General features: G+C 71.9%; 16 protein-coding genes. 8 read left to right on the forward strand and 8 right to left on the reverse strand.

Translation table 11 applies throughout. The annotated features are described in order from the left end of the window. Nucleotides 1–89 precede the first annotated feature (89 nt). Nucleotides 90–353: a DUF6458 family protein gene (locus QE410_RS15335; RefSeq protein ID WP_307333588.1), complete on the forward strand. Its 264-nt coding sequence runs from the start codon at nt 90–92 to the stop codon at nt 351–353. Between the two features lie 71 nt (nt 354–424). After that, nucleotides 425–1,354, forward strand: coding sequence for a protein kinase (locus QE410_RS15340; RefSeq protein WP_307333591.1), 930 nt, complete (start codon nt 425–427; stop codon nt 1,352–1,354). Between the two features lie 54 nt (nt 1,355–1,408). Here the strand turns inward: QE410_RS15340 and QE410_RS15345 are convergent, their stop codons facing one another. Continuing rightward, nucleotides 1,409–2,740, reverse strand: a complete 1,332-nt coding sequence (locus tag QE410_RS15345; protein ID WP_307333593.1) for an APC family permease — start codon at nt 2,738–2,740, stop codon at nt 1,409–1,411. Between the two features lie 167 nt (nt 2,741–2,907). Between QE410_RS15345 and QE410_RS15350 the strand changes: the two genes are divergently transcribed. After that, nucleotides 2,908–3,624 (forward strand): GNAT family N-acetyltransferase, encoded by a 717-nt coding sequence (locus QE410_RS15350; RefSeq protein ID WP_307333595.1) that lies wholly within the window; start codon nt 2,908–2,910, stop codon nt 3,622–3,624. 159 nt (nt 3,625–3,783) lie between these two features. Then, on the forward strand, nt 3,784–4,794 hold the full coding sequence (locus tag QE410_RS15355) for an LLM class flavin-dependent oxidoreductase (protein ID WP_307333597.1): 1,011 nt from the start codon (nt 3,784–3,786) through the stop codon (nt 4,792–4,794). Between the two features lie 65 nt (nt 4,795–4,859). On the opposite strand, the gene QE410_RS15360 is transcribed toward QE410_RS15355, so the two are convergent. Next, nucleotides 4,860–5,225, reverse strand: a complete 366-nt coding sequence (locus QE410_RS15360) for a cupin domain-containing protein (protein ID WP_307333598.1) — start codon at nt 5,223–5,225, stop codon at nt 4,860–4,862. Between the two features lie 81 nt (nt 5,226–5,306). Beyond that, nucleotides 5,307–6,476 (reverse strand): MFS transporter, encoded by a 1,170-nt coding sequence (locus QE410_RS15365; RefSeq protein WP_373459352.1) that lies wholly within the window; start codon nt 6,474–6,476, stop codon nt 5,307–5,309. Nucleotides 6,477–6,772: 296 nt separating this feature from the next. Between QE410_RS15365 and QE410_RS15370 the strand changes: the two genes are divergently transcribed. After that, on the forward strand, nt 6,773–7,402 hold the full coding sequence (locus QE410_RS15370) for a Fic family protein (RefSeq protein ID WP_307333603.1): 630 nt from the start codon (nt 6,773–6,775) through the stop codon (nt 7,400–7,402). Between the two features lie 18 nt (nt 7,403–7,420). On the opposite strand, the gene QE410_RS15375 is transcribed toward QE410_RS15370, so the two are convergent. The 5 genes from QE410_RS15375 to QE410_RS15395 all read right to left on the reverse strand — a co-directional run bounded on the left by QE410_RS15375 (nt 7,421) and on the right by QE410_RS15395 (nt 15,104). Beyond that, on the reverse strand, nt 7,421–8,611 hold the full coding sequence (locus tag QE410_RS15375) for a PLP-dependent aminotransferase family protein (RefSeq protein WP_307333605.1): 1,191 nt from the start codon (nt 8,609–8,611) through the stop codon (nt 7,421–7,423). Next, entirely contained in the window at nt 8,608–10,266 is a 1,659-nt protein-coding gene (locus QE410_RS15380) for a dipeptide ABC transporter ATP-binding protein (protein ID WP_373459382.1), read from the reverse strand. Before QE410_RS15380 ends, QE410_RS15375 begins: the two co-directional genes overlap by 4 nt. Before the next feature lie 683 nt (nt 10,267–10,949). Continuing rightward, complete coding sequence (locus QE410_RS15385) at nt 10,950–11,960, reverse strand: ABC transporter permease (protein WP_307333609.1); 1,011 nt, start codon at nt 11,958–11,960, stop codon at nt 10,950–10,952. A 55-nt stretch (nt 11,961–12,015) separates the two neighbouring features. Further along, nucleotides 12,016–13,662 carry an ABC transporter substrate-binding protein gene (locus QE410_RS15390; protein ID WP_307333611.1) on the reverse strand — a complete coding sequence of 549 codons (1,647 nt, stop codon included), beginning with the start codon at nt 13,660–13,662 and terminating at the stop codon, nt 12,016–12,018. Between the two features lie 26 nt (nt 13,663–13,688). Next, nucleotides 13,689–15,104: an FAD-binding oxidoreductase gene (locus QE410_RS15395; protein WP_307333612.1), complete on the reverse strand. Its 1,416-nt coding sequence runs from the start codon at nt 15,102–15,104 to the stop codon at nt 13,689–13,691. Between the two features lie 348 nt (nt 15,105–15,452). Here QE410_RS15395 and QE410_RS15400 point away from each other — a divergent pair, with 348 nt between their 5' ends. The 3 genes from QE410_RS15400 to QE410_RS15410 are packed head-to-tail and all read left to right on the forward strand — an operon-like array spanning nt 15,453 to nt 19,872. Continuing rightward, nucleotides 15,453–16,658 carry an LLM class flavin-dependent oxidoreductase gene (locus QE410_RS15400; RefSeq protein ID WP_307333613.1) on the forward strand — a complete coding sequence of 402 codons (1,206 nt, stop codon included), beginning with the start codon at nt 15,453–15,455 and terminating at the stop codon, nt 16,656–16,658. Next, nucleotides 16,655–18,004, forward strand: a complete 1,350-nt coding sequence (locus QE410_RS15405; protein WP_307333615.1) for an NtaA/DmoA family FMN-dependent monooxygenase — start codon at nt 16,655–16,657, stop codon at nt 18,002–18,004. The genes QE410_RS15400 and QE410_RS15405 overlap by 4 nt, the downstream gene beginning before the upstream one ends. Further along, entirely contained in the window at nt 18,001–19,872 is a 1,872-nt protein-coding gene (locus QE410_RS15410; protein ID WP_307333617.1) for an FAD/NAD(P)-binding domain-containing protein, read from the forward strand. The genes QE410_RS15405 and QE410_RS15410 overlap by 4 nt, the downstream gene beginning before the upstream one ends. Nucleotides 19,873–20,017 lie beyond the last annotated feature (145 nt).

A 20,017-nucleotide genomic window follows, 5' to 3' on the forward strand; every position in this document is an offset into this window, starting at 1 on the left:
GCGGACACAGTTAGCTCAGTAGCGTTTGAGCGACCAAGACGGTGGCTCCACGGCCCGTCCGTTGCAGCCACAGCTCGAAAGGATTCCTCATGGGTATCGGAAGCGGCATCGCTCTGTTCGTCATCGGAGCCATCCTGGCCTTCGCCGTGGATCTCGACCTCGGGGGTGTCGCCGACCTCACCGTGATCGGGTACATCCTCATGGCGGCCGGCGCGCTGATCTTCGTGCTCAGCCTGATCTTCCTCCTGCGGCGTCGCTCGGTCGACTCGACCACGCGCACGACCGTCGACCCCGCCAACGGAGAACGAGTCACCACGCGTCGCACCCGCGACAACGGCGACCCGATCGTGTGAGTCAGCAGATCACTCGCGACCGCAGCCGCGGACGCCCCCGGAGCACGTGGCCGCAGCCTTTCCTCGGCGACGTGTTCGCAGGACGGTACCGCCTGACCGGGCCGCTCGGAGACGGCGACGGTGGTCGACACCTGTTCCGCGCGCGCGACGACGTCCTCGCCCGCGACGTCGCGGTCGCCGTCTTCCCGGTGGATCCCACGCGGCGCCGGCGCCTCTCGGGCGCGAGAACCCTCGCTGCGCTCGACCATCCCGCTCTCATCACGCTCTACGATGCCCAGGTCATCGGCGACGGGAACGCCTACGTGATCATGGAGTTCATCACGGGACCGTCGCTCGCACGCCGCATCGAGACCGAGGGTCCGGTCGCGGCGGGCGTGGTGGCCGGCGTCGTGCAGGACCTGGCCGGTGCCCTCGCGACGATCCACCGGGTCGGCATCGTGCACGGGAGGGTCGACTCGTCGACTGTGCTCCTGCGCCCTCGTCGCGACGTCGACCGTGCTCTCGCGCCCGTGCTGACCGGCTTCGACATCACGCATCTCGGCGGAGCACACCCGGCATCCCCCGATCCCGGCCCACTGTCGTCGTACCTGACGCCGGAGCAGGTGCGCGGCGAGCCGGCGCGCGCCGCGTCCGACGTCTACGCCCTCGGGCTGCTGGCCCTCGACGCGCTGACCGGTGAGCCTCCACTCCGCGGCGGCCCGATGCAGGAACTCGTGCTCGCGCCCCTCGCGTACGACCCCGAGATCCCCGCCCGCGTGGGGCACGGCTGGCGCACGCTGCTGACGGCGATGACCGATTCCGACCCCGCCTCGCGGCCCACCGCCGCGGAGGTCGAGAGCCTCGCCGGGGAACTGCGCGAGAACGGCGGCGTCTCACGCGACGCGCCTGACGCCGCGGCATCCGTCTCCGAGCCGGTCCCGGCGCTGCGGGCGGTTGACCTCCTGCGCGCCACGTCGCGCCGGCGCCCGGCGATCTGGCAGTGGGTCACGCACTACCGCTGACGCCGACCCCACCTCGGCGCCCGGCGATCCAGCCGTTCGCCATGGGCCGGCGCGCTATCGTTGCCCGTCGGTCGTCCGCTCCCGCCGCGCATGCCCCCACCGCGCCAGGAAGTACAGCCCCACGCCGACGGCGAGCAGCACCGCGCCGAAGATCCACACCGTGCCACTCTGCTGACTGAGCAGCAACAGGCACGACGCGATGCCGAGCACGGGCACGACGGTCCACACCCGGAAGTGCGCGTGATCGACCCTGTCGCGGCGCAGCACGAGCACCGAGACGTTCGCGCTCAGGAAGACGAACAGCAGCAGGAGCACGACCGTCTCGGCCAGCAGACTCAGGTCGCCGACGAGCGTCAGCAGCATCGCGACGACGGTCGTGGCGAGGATCGCGACCCAGGGCGTGCGGCGCTTCGGCAGCACGCGCGACAGCACGCGGGGCAGCAGACCCTGCTCGGCCATGCCGTAGGTGAGGCGACTCGCCATGATCATCGTCAGCAACGCACCGTTCGCCACGGCGATCAGGGCGATGAGGCTGAACAGCCACGACGGCACGCCGACGCCGCTCGCCTCGACGACCGCGAGCAGCGGCCCGCTCGAGGCCGCGAGCTCTTCGGGCGGCAGCGCGATGCTGCTGGCGAGTCCGACCAGCACGTAGACGAGGCCGGCCGTTCCGAGAGCGGCGAACAGCGCTCGCGGATACACCTTCGACGGCTCCTTGACCTCCTCGATCATGTTCGCCGAGGTCTCGAAACCCACGAACGAGTAGTAGGCGATGATCGCCCCGGCCAGCACCGCGGCGCCCACACCGGTCCCCTCCGGCGGCTGCGCGATGCGGGCGAGGTCTCCGCCGCCGTTGCCGACGAGCACCGCGACCACCACGACGACGATGACCAGTCCGCTCACCTCGATCACCGTCATCACGACGTTGGCACCCAGCGATTCCCGGATGCCACGGGCGTTGAGCGCCGCGACGACGGCGAGGAAGACGATGGCGACGGGGATCACGGGCAGGTCGACGAAGGTCGAGAGGTATTCGCCCGCGAAGGCGATCGAGAGCCCGGCGGCGCTGGTCACCCCCGCGGCCAGCATGCTGAAGCCGATCAGGAACGACACCAATCCGTTCTTGAACGCCCGCTCCGCGAACACGGCGGCACCCCCCGCCCGGGGGTACTTCGTCACCAGCTCGGCGTACGATCCGGCGGTCAGCAGAGCCAGCAGAAGGGCCGCCAGCAAGGGCGCCCACAGCATGCCGCCGACCCGCTCCGACAGCACGCCCATCAGCGCGTAGATCCCGGCGCCGAGGACGTCGCCGAGGATGAACGCGAACAGCAGCGGACCGCCGATTCCGCGCCGGAGGGTCGATGGCTCGGAGGTCTCGGTGCTCATTCCGCCGACCGTAGGTTGGGCGCGGGCGTTCCCCGAAGCGGGTTGACGCGGCACGCGCCGGGTGTTCGCCCGCGGCGGGTTCGTCACGTGGCGTCGCGAAACGTCACGCACCGACCACGGAGCACCGCGGGTTTGCGCGCCCGCGCCGACCGGCGCAGAGTGTCTCGGTGACCGCCACCTCGCCCTCCGTCATCCCGCACGCCGACGCCACCGTCCTCGACAACGCCGCGTGGCATTCGCTCGCCGGGCCGCACGCGCGCTTCGCCACCGGCGGCGACCTGGTCAAGCGCTACCCCGACGACGTCGCTCCCTTCGTCGCGGTGCGCACATGGGACGAGCCCGGGGTGTGGGACGCCCTGCGCGAGCTCGTCGGGCCGGGCGCCGACGTCGGCCTGTCGGGTTACGACGGCGAGATCCCGGCGGGATGGCAGTACGTCGGCGGCGGCGAGGGCGTGCAGCTCGTCGAGACCGATGCGCTGCAGACGCGTCCCGACGACGAGGCGATCGAATTGGATGCCGCCGACGCGGCAGACATGCTCGCGATCGTCGACCGCAACCAGCCCGGGCCCTTCCGCCCCCGCACCTACGAGCTCGGCCGGTACATCGGCATCCGCCGTGAGGGTCGCCTGGTCGCCATGGCGGGCGAGCGCCTGCACCCCGCGGGGTGGACCGAGATCAGCGCGGTGGCGGTGGATGCCGATCATCGCCGCCAAGGGCTCGCGTCGCGCCTCGTGCTCGACGTCGCCTTCCATATCCAGCAGCGCGGCGACCGCGCCCTGCTGCACGCGGCGGCGACGAACGTCGGCGCGATCGCAGCGTACGAGCGGCTCGGCTTCGCACTGCGGCGCCGCAATCGATTCGCGGCCGTGCGGACGCCGGCATGAGTCGTGTGGCTCGAGCACGTTCACACGAACCACCCGAACGAGACGAAGTAACGCCTCAGTCCCGCGCTGCAGAGAACGGCACGACGTTCGACGTTGTCACCGTGACGGTGCATGACCGGGCTCTGCGCCCCGAAGCGCGCGCCCGGCTAGCGTGACCGAATGACCCGCCCGCTCCGCTCCCTCGGCTTCCTCACCATCGGCCTGTTCGACCGCGAGAACCCGCGCGCCGGGCACGAGACGACCCTCTCGATCATCGAGCGCGGCGAGCACCTGGGCTTCGACAGCGCGTGGCTGCGCGACCGCCACCTGCAGTACGGCATCTCCTCCCCCGTGGCGGTACTGGCCGCGGCGTCCCAGCGCACGAGCCGCATCCGCCTCGGAACCGCGGTGATCCCGCTCGGGTGGGAGAACCCGCTGCGCCTGGCGGAAGACCTCGCGACCGTCGACGTGCTGTCGGGCGGGCGCCTGGAACCCGGCTTCTCGGTCGGGCCGCCGCGCCGGTTCGACGAGATCGCCCCCGCGCTGTACCCCGACACCGCCGACGGCGAGGACTTCGGGTACGAGCGCCTCGCGCGCCTGCGCCGCTTCCTCGCGGGCGAGCGGGTCAGTCCGTTCTCGGGCACCGAGGGCATCGAGGAGTACTCGGAGCGCATCGAACCGCACTCCCCCGGTCTCGCCGAGCGCCTCTGGTACGGCGCCGGGAGCCCGGCATCCACCACCTGGGCCGCCGAGAACGGCTTCCACCTGCTCACCAGCAGCGTCATCCAGGCGGTGGACTCGACCGACTTCGACGTCGAGCAGGACGCGCAGATCCGCCTGTACCGCGAGACGCACCCCGATGGCGAGAACGCCCGGGTGTCGCAGGGGCTCGTGGTCGTGCCGACCGACTCGGCGACGCCGGATCAGCGCCGACGCTACGAGGCATATGCGGAGTCGCGGCGCGGGCGGGTCGGCATCCCCCAGGGTCCGCGCCGGATGCTGTTCGCCGAGGACATCGTCGGCACCTCGGAGCAGATCGCCGAGCGCCTGCTGTCATCGCGGTCGTTCCCGCAGGTCGACGAGGTGGCCTTCGCGCTGCCCTTCGCCTTCGCCCCCGACGACTACGCGCAGATCCTCGAAGACACCGCGGGGCGGCTCGGACCGCTGCTCGGGTGGGCGCCGGCGACCTGATGCCCGGGACGGGCTCTTACGCCCGCGGCCTGAGCGATCGGCGAGGCGAGCGCGAGCCCCTCGCGTCAGGCAAATTCCCGCAGCTCGGCGGTCATCTCGCCGCCCGCGTCCCCCGTGTTGACGGTGCCCTGAGGCTCGAACAGGAGGGCGTGCACTTCCTCGGTGGCCCGGGGGCAGTGCTCGACGCCGCGGGGGACGACGAAGACGTCATTCGGCCCCAGGACGACATCTCGGTCGCGGAGCTGAATCGTCAGCTCGCCACTGATCACCATGAACAGCTCGTCGGTGTCGGGGTGCGTGTGCCAGACGAACTCACCCTGCAGCTTGACGACCTTCACGTCGTAGTCGTTGATGCTCGTCAGCCGGTGGGGCTGCCAGTGCTCGCTGATCGTTGCGAGTGCCTGCGCGATGTTCCGAACGTCGTCCGCCATGGGGGCGAGCCTAGCGACCCGCGTCGAGCGAACTCCGCGAGCCGGTGCGCCTGCGACACAGTCCCCCCGCCCGCGGCACGGTCACCGCACGGGGGCGCGCGTCGCGAGGCCGACGCCCACCACCGCGGAGCACGCGGCGACGCCCGCCATGACGCCGAGCGCGACCGGCAGGACGGATGCCGCGGCCACGGCGCCGACGACGATCGGGCCGCACGCGTCGCCGATCTCGCGCCCCAACTCGGCACTGCCCATCGTGCGCCCCATGCGGTCTTGCGGGGTGGTGGCCACGAGGCGGGCGAAGCCGAGAGGGGTGATGACGCCGACACCGAGCCCGACGAGCACCGCGGCAACGAACAGCGTCGGGAGCGACGGTGTGAGAGCCACCAGCGCGAGTCCCGCGACGAGGAGCGCGGCGCCGAGGACCATGGCCCGCCCCACCAGGTGGACGGCGGAATCGTGGATGTCGCCGACGCGAGGCTGCACGACGGCCGACACGACCGCGATGACGCTCATGATGCCCATGCCGACCACGGGGTTCACGTCGAGCTGCGCTGCGATGAGCGGAAAGAGGCCCACCGCAACGCCGAGCGTGGCGGTCGCCGTGGCGAGCAGGACCACCGGCCCCAGGAACCCGGGTGCGGTCGACTGCCGGAACAGCTCGACGACCGTGACGCGCTGCTTCGGCAACACCGGCAGCGCGGGGATGCGCCACGCCGTCAGCGCCGCGGCGACCAGCGCGAGCACGGCGAGCGCGATGAACAGCGCCGGCAGCCCGAGCCACAGGATGAGCGCCCCACCGAGCAGCGGTCCACCGGCGTAACCGAGGCTCTTCCACGAGCCGTAACGGCCGAAGTACTGCCCGGCTTGCCCGGGGCCGACCAGCCGCGCGACCGCGGAAGAGGATGCCGGTGAGAACGCCGCCGCAGCTCCGCCCTGCGCGAGGCGGGCCAGGGCGAGCAGCACGGGGGTCGTGGCGAACGCACCCAGCACCGACGCCGCGGCGAAGACCAGCAGGCCCCCGACGATCACGGGCTTGGTGCCGATGCGGTCGCTGAGTGCGCCGAACAGCGGCTTGAGGATGACCTCGGCGATGTCGTACAGCGCGAGGATCAGCCCAAGCCCCCAGAACGTCAGGCCGATCTCCTCGGTCTCGGTGCCGAGAGCCGCCGCGACGCCGTGCGCCCCGAATGCGGTCGTGAAACCGGCGAGGTACAGCGGGCCGAGTCGTGGAGGGGCGGTCACTTCCCTCATCGTAGGGAGCAGAGGTGCCGTGGGGGACGCGCAGGTGGCACGCGCGATGAGGGGGCGGCGCGGCCCAGGCATCCCGTGGCCCGCACCACCTGGCCCGGCGCGGCGCGGCCGCGTAGAATTGCGTCCCACCACGGCGCGAAAGGACACACGATGAAAAGCACGGTGAGTCCGGACGCCCTGCGCCGGGCTGTCGAGCGGTCCACCCGTCTCAGCGCCGCGTTGGAACGTCGGTCGGTGCCCCCGGGCCACGAACGGTCCGCCAATGTGCAGAAGTTCCTGGCGTCGCGCCGCTCGGCGTGAGTCCTCTTCAGCCCGGCTACGGCGAAACCCCCCTCGATCCTGACGAGGCAGATGCTCTTACCCCGCGCGCGCGAACACTTCTGGGTGACGACCCCACCCGAGCCGACATCTACGACGCGGAGCAGGCGATCAGCGATGAAGTGGCTCTGGAGCTCGCGGGTGCCGTGGTCGAGGGTCGGCTCGATCTGACAGACCTTCTCAGCGACGCGTTCGTTCGAGATCTTCACCGCCGACTTTATGAAGACATCTGGCAGTGGGCGGGTGTCTACCGCCTGACCGAGAAGAGCGTCGGCATCGATCCGGCGTACGTCCCCGTCGAGGTCCGATCGTCACTCGACACGATCATGTATCGGTGGACGCACACAGAGGACTGGAACATGCGGCAGCTCGGGATCGCGGTCCACGCCGAGCTGGTCCGCATCCACCCGTTCGTCGACGGCAACGGAAGGACCACCCGACTTCTCGCAGATCTCGTCTTCTACGCCGCCCAGAGCCCGTCGGGTGGTCTGCTGACCTACGACTGGGACCTCGACAAGAAGACGTACATCACGCTGCTGCGGAAGTATGACCAGACGCGAGACCCTACCGCTCTGGCGGCGTTCATCCCTGTCGCTGAGGTCGTCTGACAGGGCCGCCGCACCCCCTCAGCGCTGCCGCGCCACCGCCCGCGCCAGCCGCGCCGCCGCCTCGCGCAGCAGCTCCTCCGACGTGTCGCCGTAGGCGAGGCGCAGGTGCCGGTCGGCATCCGTTCCGGGACCCGAGGGGAAGAAGGAGCCGCGCTGATACTCTACGCCCCCGGCGCTGGCGTCGGCGGCGAGGCGGTCGGCATCCAGGGAGTCGTCCCTCAGACGCGGCCACAGGAACAGCCCGCCGTCGGGCACGGTGACGTCGAAGAAGCCGGATGCCGAGAGCGCGTCGGCCAGAGCGTGCGCCCGCGACCGGTACAGCTCCCGCGCCGCCCCCAACACGCGCGGGAACAGTCCGGCATCGCTCGTCAGCAGCTCGGCGACGACCGCCTGCACGAGAGTCGACGAGTGCGAGTCCTGGCGGCTGCGCAGGGCCACGGCATCCGGAATCAGGCGCTCGGGCAGCACGACCCAGCCGAGGCCCAGTCCCGGGCCGAGGGTCTTGGTGAAGGTGTTGACGTGGATGACGTGGTCGGAGTCGTGGAACGGCGCGAGCGACTCGGGCTCGCCGTGGAAGCGCAGCTCGCGGTACGGGTCGTCGGCGAACACGACGAAGCCGTACTTCTCGGCGAGATCCACGAGCTCCCGACGCCGGGCGGTCGGCAGCGACGACTGCGAGGGGTTGTGGAACTCCGGCACCGTGTACACCGCGGCCGGGCGCGCGCCGGCGCGCAGCTCGGATGCCAGGGCGTCGACGTCGAGCCCGTCGGCGCCGACGCGGATGGGCAGCACGCGCGCGTCGGCGAGCTCGAGCCCGCGCAGGAACAGCGGGAACACGGGGTTGTCGACGGCGACGAGGTCGCCGCGCTCGAGCACCGTCTGCACGGCGATCGCGAGGCCGTGGAAGCCGCCGTTGGTCACGAGCACGCGCTCCACGGGCACGCCCTCGTGAGCGGCGATCCACTCGCGCAGGGCGGGGATGCCCTCGGTGCGCGAGTACTGCAGCGACGGCGCCCCGGCGCAACCGAGTACCCGGGCGGTCGCCTCGGCGAGCTCGGCGCTCGGCAGCACGGAGGGGTCCGGGATGCCGCCGAGCAGCTCGATCGCATCGGGGCGGCGGTCGCGCAGGGTCTGGTCGCCGAAACCCTTCGGCGCGGTGAACGCCTCGATGAGCGCGGGGCGCGAACGGGGCGGGGAGAGGAGGGTCATGAGGGACTCCGGAGGTCGGGGGTGGGGATGGCGGCGACGAGGGCGCGCGTGTAGTCCTCGCGCGGGTGCGAGAGCACGTCGGCGACGCGGCCGGCCTCGACCACGCGACCGTTTCTCAGGACCGAGACGGTGTCGGCGATCTGCCGCACGAGCGCGAGGTCGTGCGAGACGAAGAGGTAGGTCAGCCCGCGCTCGCGCTGCAGCCGGAGCAGCACCTCGAACACCCCCGCCTGCACGGTCACATCCAGCGCCGAGGTCGGCTCGTCGAGCACGATCACGTCGGGCTCGAGCACCAGGGCGCGGGCGATCGCGACGCGCTGACGCTGACCGCCCGACAGCGCGTCGGGGCGGCGGCGGGCGAGCTGCGGCGGCAGGCCAACGGCATCCAGGGCCTCCGCCACCTTCGCCGACCGCTCGGAGCGGGTACCGACGCGGTACTGGTCGAGGGGTTCGCGGACGATGCGCCCGACGCTCCAGGTCGGGTCGAGCGAGGTGAAGGGGTTCTGGTACACGAGCTGCAGGTGGCGACGGATGCCGCGCAGCTCCGCCTCGGTGCGCCCGGTCGCGGCCTCGCCGTCGACGAGGATCTCGCCGGCGTCGGGGGTCTCAAGGCCCAGCAGCAGCCGCACCGTGGTGGTCTTGCCCGAGCCCGACTCCCCCACGAGGGCGTGGGTCGTACCCGGCCGCACACGGAACGACACCGCCGACACCGCCGGCCGGTCGGCTCCGTCGACGACGAAGCTCTTCGAGACCTCGCGCACGTCGATGCGGGTGGAGGTGGTGTCGGTGGTCCAGGCGTCGACGCCCCGGTCGGCGGAAGGCCGCCGGTAGCGGTCGGGGTTCAGTGCCGGAGCGTCGGCCTGCAGCTGCACCGTGTACGGCGCGGTCGGCGCCGCGAAGACCTCGCGGGTGCGCCCGGCCTCCTGCACGCGCCCGTCTTTCAGCACGACGATCTCGTCGGTGCGCTCGGCGGCGATTGCGAGATCGTGCGTGATCAGCAGCAGGCCGATGCCGAGCTCGTCGCGCAGGTCGCCGAGCAGGTCGAGGATGCGCTTCTGGATGGTGACGTCGAGCGCGCTCGTCGGCTCGTCGGCCACGAGCAGCTCGGGTCGCGGCAGCACCGCGAGACCGATGAGCACGCGCTGCAGCATGCCGCCCGACAACTGATGCGGGTACGACTCGTAGACGCGACCGGGGTCGGGCAGGCCCACGCGGGCGAAGACGTCGAGGATCGCTTCGCGCCGGGCGTCGGCATCCGTGATTCCGGCGAGCGCCGCGGCCTCGTGCGCCTGCGAGCCGACGGTGCGCACGGGGTTGAGCGCGTTCGAGGGGTCTTGCGGCACGAAGCCGATGCGCCGGCCGCGGAAGGGGCGGAACCGCGCCTCGCTCAGTCCGAGCAGCTCGTCGCCGCCGAACTCCACGCGCCCTTTCGCCCGTCCCGTGGCGCGTGGCAGCAGCCGCAGCACCGATCGCGCGATCGTCGACTTGCCGGAACCCGACTCGCCGATGAGGGCGAGGCTGCCGCCCGCCGCGATCGAGAACGACACGTCGTGCACCACGGGGGTACGGCCGTACGCGACCGAGAGGTCGTGCACGCGCAGAAGGGGTGCCGGTGTGGTTGGTGTCTCCTCGCGGAGAGGCAGGGTGATGGTCATGACGTCCTCCGAAGCCAGCGGCTGATGCGGTTGATCGACAGCACGGTCGCCACCGTGACCAGCGCCGGCCACACGACGAGCCACGGCGCGCGCGGGTAGTCCTTGCCGGCCGAGATGAGCAGACCCCAGTCGGATGCCGGGGGCGGATCGCCGTAGCCGAGGAACGCGAGTCCCGCGATGACGAGGATCGACAGGCCGAACTGCAGCACGGCGAGCGGGATGAGCGAGCGCGGCGTTGATCGTCTGGAAGCCGAGCGAACTGACGATGACGACCGCGAGCAGGAACGCCGGGATCGCCAGCAGCACGTCGACGAAGCGGGCGAGCACGGTGTCGGTCCACGACCCGAGGAAGCCCGCGAGCAGCCCGATGAGCCCGCCGACGACGACCCCGATCGCCACCGCCACGAGCGCGCTGGTCACCGAGGACTGCGCGCCGAACACGATGCGCGCGAACAGGTCGCGACCGAGGTGGTCGGTGCCGAGCAGGTGCGCGGCGCTCGGCGGCTGCAGCTTGTCGGCCGGCACGCCCTGCGCGGGGTTCTGCGACGTGAACAGGGTCGGCGCGATCGAGAAGGCGAGCACCACGGCCACGACCGCGAACGACACGACGACGCCGACCGGGACGGCGAGACGGATGCCGCGGGCCCGGGCGATCGCGGGGCGCGACGGCGAGACGAGCGCGGTCATACGATGCTCACCTCTTCGCGCAGCAGCGGTGCGGGCTCGGGCCGGGTCGCGACCGCGGTGGAGCGGGAGCCGATGGAGACGCGGGGGTCCAGCAGCGGATACGTCAGGTCGGCGAGGAGGTTCACGACGACGAACACGATGGCCGCGAGCGAGACGACCGCCTGCAGCACCGGGAGGTCTTGACCGGCCACGGCCTGCTCGACGAGGGTGCCGATGCCGACGCGGCCGAAGATCGCCTCGGTGATGAGCGCCCCGCCGAGAAGCTCGCCGACGATGAGCGCGAGCACGGTCACGGTCGGCAGCGCCGAGGGCTTCACGAGGTGACGCGCGAAGAGCGCCCCCTGCCGCAGGCCCCGCGAGCGGGCGACCGCGACGTACTCCTGCCGCGACTCGTGGTCGAGCGAGGCGATGAGCACTTCGGCCAGCTGCGCCGAGACGGGGATGCCGAGCGCGACCGCCGCGAAGAACGTGCCCCAGGGGGTCTCGGTGTCGATCATGCTGAACAGTCCCAGCCCGAACGCGAACACGTGGATGAGCAGCAGGCCGATGACGAAGTTGGGCACCGACAGGAACAGCGAGGGCAGCGAGCGCAGCACGCCCTGGCTGAACCGCGGGGGGAGGAACTGCGTGCCGTACGCGATCGCGACGGCGAGCACCACGGCGACCAGCAGCGCCGCGGCGGCGAGACTCAGCGTCGACCCGAGCGCGTCGAGCACCAGGGCGCCGACGGGCAGGTTCGACCGCAGCGAGACGCCGAGGTCGCCGACCACGAAGCGTCCGAGCGACGAGCCGAGCTGCACCCACCAGGGCTGGTCGAGGTCGTAGTACGCCACGATGCGGGCGATGTCGTCTTCGGTGAAGCCCGCGTCGGGCGTGCGCAGGATGCTCGAGATCGGGTCGCCGGGCAGGATGCTGAGCACGAAGAACGTGAACAGGTACGCCAGCAGCACGACGACGAGCGCGTGACCGGTGCGCCGCAGCGCGAAGCGGCCGTAGGTGCGGAGCATGGTTTCCTCCTCTCGGGTCGGGAGGGGCGGACGCCGTGGCATCCGCCCCCGGACGTCAGTCGTTCAGCCAGGCGTCGAGGTAGTACGCGTAGGCGAGGCCGTTGTAGGCGACGCCGCTGACGTCGGGCGCCTGCACGTAGACGCGCTGGACGATCTGCGTGAGCGGCACGAAGTACCCCTGATCGAGCACGTAGCCCTGCAGCTCGTCGGCGACCTTCGCGCGGGCATCGCGATCGGTGGCCGTGGCGATCCGGGTCGACAGGTCGTTCAGCGTGGCATCCGAGGTTCCTACCTTGAACCAGTCCTCGTCGCCCTTCTTCTGCGAGGTGAGCACGCCCGCGACGGTTCCGACGTCGACGAAGCTGCGCGTGATCTCGTTCGCGGGGATGCCGGCGTTGCCGATCACCTTCTCGCCGTAGGTGGGCACGTCGTAGGTCTCGAGGTTCACCTCGAAGCCGAGCGTGGTCAGCTGCTGGTCGACGAGCTCGTCGACCGCCTGGGAGGCCTGCAGGTACGGGTTGGGGTAGAGCGTGAACGAGAGCTTCTGACCGTTCTTCGTGCGCACGCCGTCGGGACCCTTCACCCATCCGGCCTCGTCGAGGAGGGATGCCGCCTCGTCGGGGTCGTACGCGAAGTCGGCGCTGTGGTCGGTCGCCTCGGGCACCGTGCTCTGGATGAACGACTCGGCCGCGAACCAGTCGTCGGTGTAGACGGTGGAGAGGATCTCGTCGCGGTCGATGCCGTGCTGCACCGCCTGGCGCACCGCGATGTCGTCGAACGGCGCCACCGAGGTGTTCAGGGCGTAGCCGTTGACGAACCCGAGATAGCGGGGGGTCTCGACGGTCAGCCCCTCCTCCTTGAGGGCGTCGAGGTCTTGCGGGCTGGCGTTGTACGCCACCTGCGCCTGGCCCGACTCGACCGAGGCCGTGCGCAGCGTCGGCTCGGCCACCTGCTTGTAAGTGATCGTGTCGAGGTAGGCGGGGCCGTCGTGGCCGAGCACCTCGGGACCCCAGTCGTAATCGTCGCGCTTCTTCAAGACGACGCTGTCGCCGTCGGCGACCTTCTCGACGACGAAGGGACCGCTGCCGATGTCTTTCGTCAGGTCGGCCTGCTGGTCGGCGGGGAGAGCCAGGGCGGTCGGCGAGATGAGGATCGAGCCGTGATAAGCCAGGGTCGGGATGAAGCTCAGCGTCGGAGCCGAGAACGACACCTTCACCGTCGTGGCATCCACCGCTTCTGCCCCCACGTAGTTGGCCGAGGGGAACAGACCGATGCGCTTGATGCCCTCATCGGGGCGCCCCTTGGCCCAGATGTCGATGTTCGCGACGACCGCGGCGGCATCCAGCGCCGTGCCGTCCGAGAAGGTCACGCCCTCCTTCAGGTGCAGTGTGAACTCCGTCTTGTCGGCGTTCTCGTCCCAGCTCTCGGCAATCCACGGGCTGAGGTTCCCCTCGGCATCGACGTAGATCAGCTTGTCGGTCAGGTGACCCCAGATGTGGCCCTGGTAGCTCGAGATGGAGCTGTTGTTCGGGATCCAGGTGGCACCGAGCGAGTCGATGAGGAAGACGAGGTCGCCGCCGGGTTTCGGCGTGGAGCTCGTGGCGGGCGCGGCGCCGGTGGAGGCACCGCATGCGCTCAGCACGAGCGCACCGACGGTCAGGGCGGAGGCGACGCCGGTGAGGCGTCGAAGGCGAGTGGTCATGAGGGTCCTTGTGCTGTGGGATGCGGTTACAGGGCTTTACCGGGGTTGAACAGGCCGCTCGGGTCGAGCGCGTCCTTCACCGCGAACTGCGCCGAGCGCACGCGCGCGGCGAGTTCCTCGGCGGCGAGCGCGCGCTTGACCGTGCCGATGCCGTGCTCCCCGCTGACCGTGCCGCCCACGGCGAGCGCCGCGCGCACCAGGTCGTCGGCAGCGTCGTGGAGGGCGGCCGGGACGACCGCGGGGTCGGCGCCGGCGGGGATGGGCAGGGTGACGACCGGGTGCAGGTTGCCGTCGCCGGCGTGGGCGACCGCGCTGAGTGCGACGCCGTGGCGGGCCTCGATCGTGGGGAAGCTCGCGAAGATCTCGGCGATGCGCGACTTGGGCACGGCGATGTCACCGCCGGCGTACCAGGAGCCCTCGTCGAAGCGACGGCCGGAGCGCCGCAGCTCCCAGAGCACCTCGGCATCCGTGTCGCTCTCCACCCGCACCCGGGCGCCGGCGGCCTCGAGAGCGGCGGTCAGTTCGGCGGTCTGCTCGTCGATGCCGAAGCCGTCGAGCTCGATGAGCAGCAGCGCCGCGCCGCGGGCCCGCAGCCCCGATCGCTGAGCGGCGTCGATGCCCTCGAGGGTCGGCTGGTCGAGGAACTCGATGACGCTGGGCCGCACGCGCGAGGCCGTGATCGCCCCGATGGCAGCGGCACCGGCCGCGGTGGAGTCGAAGAAGGCCGTCACCGTGCGGCGGGCGACCGGAAGCGGACGGATGCGGACGGTGGCCCCGACGACGATGCCGAGCACGCCCTCCGAACCGACGAACAGCGAGACGAGGTCGAGGCCCGTGACGCCCTTGATCGAGCGGTGGCCGACCGAGACGAGGCTGCCGTCGGCGAGGACGACGTCGAGGGCGAGCACCGACTCGCGGGTGACGCCGTACTTCGCGCAGCGCAGGCCCCCGGCGTTGGTGGCGATGTTGCCGCCGATGGTCGAGATGCGCCAACTCGCCGGGTCGGGGGCGTAGAACAGGCCGAGGGGGGCGAGCCGGTCGTTCAGCGCGGCGTTGAGCACGCCGGGTTCGACGACGGCGACCTCGTCGGCGGGTGAGATCTCCACGATCCGGTTCAGGCGCTCGGTCGAGACGACCAGTTGGTCCGACGTGGCGACCGCACCGCCCGACAGACCGCTTCCGGCGCCCCGCGGCACCACGCTCACGCCGTGACGGGCGGCGAGGCGCACGAGCCGCTGCACCTCGGCGACCGTGGTGGGGAAGGCCACCGCCGGTCCGTCCGCCAGGGGCGAGCCGTGGCGCGGGGCGGTCCCGGCGTCGTGGCCGAACACCGCCGTCTCGCCCGAGGGCGGCCGCACGTCGATCTCGGCGACGTCGCGCCCTACGTCGTCGAGCAGGGCGGACAGGCCCGTGAACGGGGCGGTCGCGGTGGGAGCGCTCATCGGCTGGCCTCTCTGGGTGGGGACGGGAGTGCAGCCGAACGTAGGACCAGGCGGCGGCGGGTTCACCTCGTCGGGAAACGGTGCGTCGCGAGGCGTCACCGATCGACGCGGGGTGTCGCGCGGCGTCACAGTCGCGCGCTCCGCGAGCCGGGCCGCTAGGTTCCGCGGCCTCCCTCGCGTGGCGCCGTGCACCCCCGGCATCCGTGACGCCCGCGCCGCGTTGCCGGCGGCGCGACTGCCTTTCATGACGTTCATGACGCCGTGAGGCGTTGTGTGACGACATGCGTTGAGACCCGCTGCGCGCCCGGCGACAGTGATCAGCACCCCGCCCGAGAGAAGGAGCCGCCGATGCCCGACCGCATCCACCTCGCCGTCGCCCTGGACGGCACCGGCTGGCATCCGGCCGCCTGGCGCGAGCCGTCGGCCCGGCCCACCGAACTCGCCTCGGCGCGCTACTGGCGCGACCTGGCCGCCACCGCCGACAGCGGCGGCATCCTCTTCGCCACGATCGAAGACGCCCTCTCGCTCGGCGGGCGCTCGTTCGAGCCGGGTGCCGAGACCCGGCGCGACCGCGCCCGGGGACGTCTCGACGCGGTGCTGGTGGCGTCGTTTCTGGCTCCGGCCACGCGCCGCCTGGGCCTCGTGCCGACCGTGACCACCGCGCACCCCGAGCCGTTCCACCTCGCCACGGGCCTGCAGACGCTCGATCATGTCAGCCGGGGCCGTGCGGGCGTGCGGATCGTCGCCGGATCGACGCCGCAGGAGCGCGCGAACTTCGGCCGCCGCGCCGACGGTCCCACCGTGCGCCCCGCGTCGGGGCGCATCGAGGACGATCCCGCGATCGTCGCCGCGTTCCGTGAGGCGGGCGAGGTCGCCGACGTCATCCGTCGCCTCGCCGACTCGTGGGAGGACGACGCGATCGTGCGCGATCTCGAGTCGGGCAGGTTCCTCGACCGCGACCGGGTGCACAACGTCGAGTTCGCGGGCGAGTTCTTCTCGATCACGGGCGCCTCGATCGTGCCGCGCTCCCCGCAGGGCACGCCGCTCGTCACCGCGCTCGCCCATCAGACGGTGCCGTACCGCCTCGCGGCCGAGCACGCCGACCTCGTGTACGTCACCCCCTCCGACGCGGCGGCGGTCGCCGGCATCCTGAACGAGATCGCGGATGCCGCCGACGCGGTGCGCACGCTCGACGAGCCGCTGCGCGTGTTCACCGACCTGCTCGTGCTCGTCGAAGAAACCCCGGCCGCGGCCGCCTCGGCCTTCGCGCGACTCCAGGACCGCGCGCCGCTCACCACCGACGCCCGCGTGGTCGTGGGAACCGCCGACGATGTCGTGGACGAACTGCGCGCCCTGGCCGAGGCCGGTGTCGACGGTGTCCGTCTGCGTCCCGCCCGGCTCCCGGCCGACCTCGAGGCCATCGCCAACCGGGTCGTGCCGCGCGCGGCGGCCGCCGGCATCCTGCTCCCCGACGACGGTGCTCCGACGCTGCGCGAACGCCTCGGACTCCCCCGCCTCGCCAGCCGTTACGCCCGTCAGGAGGTCGGCGCGTGACCCGTCGTCAGATCCATCTCGCCGCGCACTTCCCGGGCGTGAACAACACGACCGTCTGGACCGACCCGACTGCGGGCAGCCAGATCGACTTCGCATCCTTCGAGTACTTCGCCCGCACCGCCGAGCGCGGCTTCTTCGACTACCTCTTCCTCGCCGAGGGGCTGCGTCTGCGCGAGCACCGCGGACAGCTGCACGACCTCGACGTCGCCGGCCGCCCGAACACGCTCGCGATCCTCACCGCCCTGGCCGCGGTGACCGAGCACATCGGCCTCGTCGGCACGCTCAACACCACCTTCAACGAGCCCTACGAGCTCGCCCGTCAGCTGGGCACGCTCGATCTGTTGTCGAACGGGCGCGCCGGATGGAATGCCGTGACCAGCTCCGACGCGTTCCATGGCGCGAACTTCCGCCGCGGCGGCTACCTCGACCACGCCGACCGGTACGTGCGGGCCTCGGAGTTCGCGGCGCTGTCGAAGGCGCTGTGGGCGTCGTGGCGCGACGACGCCATCGTGGCGGATGCCGAGACGGGTGAGTTCCTGCGGGAGGACGCCATTGCGCGGGTGCGGCACGCATCGCGCCTGTTCGACATCGACGCGGTGTTCGACGTCCCGCGGTCGCCGCAGGGCCGGCCCGTCATCGTGCAGGCCGGCGACTCCCCCGACGGCCGTGACTTCGCCACCGAGCACGCCGACGTCGTCTTTTCGATGCACACGGCGTTCGACGACGCGCAGCAGTTCTACCGCGACGTCAAGGGGCGTCTGGCGGCGAACGGCCGCGACGAGGACTCGCTGAAGATCCTGCCCGCCGCCACCTTCGTGCTCGGCGACACCGCCGACGAGGCCCGCGAGCGCTCGCGCCAGATCGCCCTGCAGCAGGTGCGGCCGCAGACGGCGATCACCTACCTCGAGCAGATCTGGAACCGCGACCTCAGCGGGTACGACGCCGACGGCCCCCTGCCCGACGTCGAGCCCGACACCGGCATCGAGACGGCGCAGGGCTTCGCCGGACGCCACGCGGCGATCCGTGCCCGCGTCGGCCAGCTGCGCGAGCAGGCGGTCGCCGAGAATCTCAGCATCCGCGAGCTCGTCATCCGCCTGACCGCGAAACACACCTTCGTCGGCACGCCCGAGCACGTGGCATCCGAGATCGACCGCTACGTGCAGGAGCGCGCCACCGACGGCTTCACGGTGGTCGGTCACGTCACCCCGCACGGCCTCGACGAGTTCGCCGACCGGGTGGTGCCGCTGCTGCAGGAACGCGGCTCGTACCGCCGCTCGTACGACGAGGGCGCGACGCTGCACGACCTGCTGGGCCTTCCCCCGGTGCTCACCCCGGCGCGGCGATGACCGACGTCGTCCTCGTGGGTGCGGGCCCGCGCGCGGTGATGCTCGTCGAGCGTCTGCTCGCGCGGCGGCTGCCCGGCCCCCTTCGTCTCACACTCGTCGACCCCTACCCGCCGGGGGCCGGCCGACTCTGGAGACACGACCAGTCGCCGCTGCTGAAGCTCAACTCGATGGCGCGCGACGTGACCGTCTTCACCGACGACTCGTGCACGATCGCGGGGCCGATCCGCCCCGGGCCCTCGCTGATCGAGTGGGTAGAGCGCGTGCGCGAGGGCCGCGTCCCCGATGCCGCGATCGACCCGTCGCTGCTCGACGAGCTGCAGGCGCTCCGCGCTGACAGCTTTCCCACCCGGCGTCTGCAGAGCGCCTACCTCGAGTGGTTCTGGCGCCGCACCATCGCGATCGCGCCGCCCGGAGTCGAGGTGCGCTGGCACCCGGGCACGGTGCAGTGGGTCGAAGACGTGCCCGACGGGTACGAGGTCGCCCTCGCCGACGGCATCCGTCTGCCCGCCGACCTCGTCGTCTACGCGCTCGGCCACAACGGGCGCGAGCCCGACAGCGACACCCTCGACCTGCTCGAGGCGGCAGCGCGCTCGGGCCTGACCTACCTCGCGCCCACGTTCACGGCCGACGCCGACCTGTCGGTGCTCCCCGCGGGCGCCGACGTGATCGTGCGCGGGATGGGCCTGGCGGCGGTGGATGCCGTGGTGCTCCTCGCCGAGGGACGCGGCGGCCGCTTCGTGCGCGCGGAGGACCGGCTGCGGTACGAGCCGTCCGGGCAGGAGCCGGTCCTGCACCTCGGGTCGCGGCGCGGCGTGCCGTACCGCTCGAAGGTGTCGTCGCAGGTGCGCGGAGAGGCGCCGGTGCGCGAATTCCTCACTGCCGACGCCATCGCCGGGCTGCTGGCTCGCCCCGGCACCGTCGACTTCCGCGACGACGTGTGGCCGCTCATCGCGCGCGAGCTGGTGTGGGGCCACTACCGCGAGCTGTTCACGGGCCATCCCGAGCGCGTGACGACGACGTGGGCGCAGTTCCGCGAGACCCTCCGGGCAGTGGATGCCGACACTGTCGCCCTCCGCCGCGCGGTGGCCGAGGTGGTCCCCGACCCGCTCGACCGCTTCGACGTGCCCGCGCTCGATCGCCCGCTCGCCGACGAGGTGTTCGCCGACGCCCACGCCGCCCACGAGCGGGTGCGCCGACACATCGTCGACGACCTGCACCTGCGCACGGCGCCGGAGCGCAGCACCGCTCAGGCGGTGTTCCTCACGACACTGCTGGCATTCCTCGCGCTCGCCGAGATCCCGACCGAGCGATGGAGCGCCCGCTCCCGCGCGGTGGACCTGCCGGTGACCTGGCACACGTTCTTCAGCTACGTCGCCTCGGGCCCCCCGGCCCACCGCCTCGAAGAACTCCTCGCCCTGGCCGACGCCGGCGTGGTGCGCTTCCTCGGACCCGACGTCGACGTACGCGTCGATGACCGCCGCGGCTTCGTCGCGGCCTCGCCCCGCGTCCCCGGCGAGACCGCGACGCGACACCTCGTCGACGCGTGGTTGCCCGCCTCGGGCGCCGCCGCCAGCGTCAATCCGGCGCTGCGCGAGCTCGCCAGCCGACACGGCCGCGAGGTGCACATCGCGGATGCCACGTTCTCGGGCTCGCTCGGACGCATCGACGTCGACGCTGACGGGCGCGTGATCGCCCGCGACGGCCGCGCGCACGAGTCACTGTTCGCGCTGGGGCCCTTCACCTCGTTCACCGAGGCGGGCGCCTTCACCCGCCCCGGATCGAACGCCCTCTCGCTGCGCCAGACCGACCGGGTCGCCGGTGCCGTGGCCGCGGCGATCGCGGCACGCGCGGTGGTCGCCACGCACTGAGGCGTATTCGCCCGGGGTCCCCACTCGAGACCGGCGCCGCGCAGAACGCCGCGCGACATCGGCCCCGCCCCGCCGCGCAGCCTCAGCGATCCGCACGACCTCAGCCCGAAACCCCCGCCGCGACTGAGGGTGCGCAGATCACCGA

This window comes from Microbacterium sp. SORGH_AS_1204 (assembly GCF_030818935.1).
Lineage (GTDB): Bacteria > Actinomycetota > Actinomycetes > Actinomycetales > Microbacteriaceae > Microbacterium.

Coding starts and splice junctions, on each gene's coding strand:
- QE410_RS15355 (WP_307333597.1), top strand. CDS start 3,784: ATGACCCGCCCGCTCCGCTCCCTCGGCTTCCTCACCATCGGCCTGTTC.
- QE410_RS15390 (WP_307333611.1), bottom strand. CDS start 13,662: ATGACCACTCGCCTTCGACGCCTCACCGGCGTCGCCTCCGCCCTGACC.
- QE410_RS15360 (WP_307333598.1), bottom strand. CDS start 5,225: ATGGCGGACGACGTTCGGAACATCGCGCAGGCACTCGCAACGATCAGC.
- QE410_RS15385 (WP_307333609.1), bottom strand. CDS start 11,960: ATGCTCCGCACCTACGGCCGCTTCGCGCTGCGGCGCACCGGTCACGCG.
- QE410_RS15365 (WP_373459352.1), bottom strand. CDS start 6,476: ATGAGGGAAGTGACCGCCCCTCCACGACTCGGCCCGCTGTACCTCGCC.
- QE410_RS15375 (WP_307333605.1), bottom strand. CDS start 8,611: ATGACCCTCCTCTCCCCGCCCCGTTCGCGCCCCGCGCTCATCGAGGCG.
- QE410_RS15345 (WP_307333593.1), bottom strand. CDS start 2,740: ATGAGCACCGAGACCTCCGAGCCATCGACCCTCCGGCGCGGAATCGGC.
- QE410_RS15410 (WP_307333617.1), top strand. CDS start 18,001: ATGACCGACGTCGTCCTCGTGGGTGCGGGCCCGCGCGCGGTGATGCTC.
- QE410_RS15395 (WP_307333612.1), bottom strand. CDS start 15,104: ATGAGCGCTCCCACCGCGACCGCCCCGTTCACGGGCCTGTCCGCCCTG.
- QE410_RS15400 (WP_307333613.1), top strand. CDS start 15,453: ATGCCCGACCGCATCCACCTCGCCGTCGCCCTGGACGGCACCGGCTGG.
- QE410_RS15335 (WP_307333588.1), top strand. CDS start 90: ATGGGTATCGGAAGCGGCATCGCTCTGTTCGTCATCGGAGCCATCCTG.
- QE410_RS15380 (WP_373459382.1), bottom strand. CDS start 10,266: ATGACCATCACCCTGCCTCTCCGCGAGGAGACACCAACCACACCGGCA.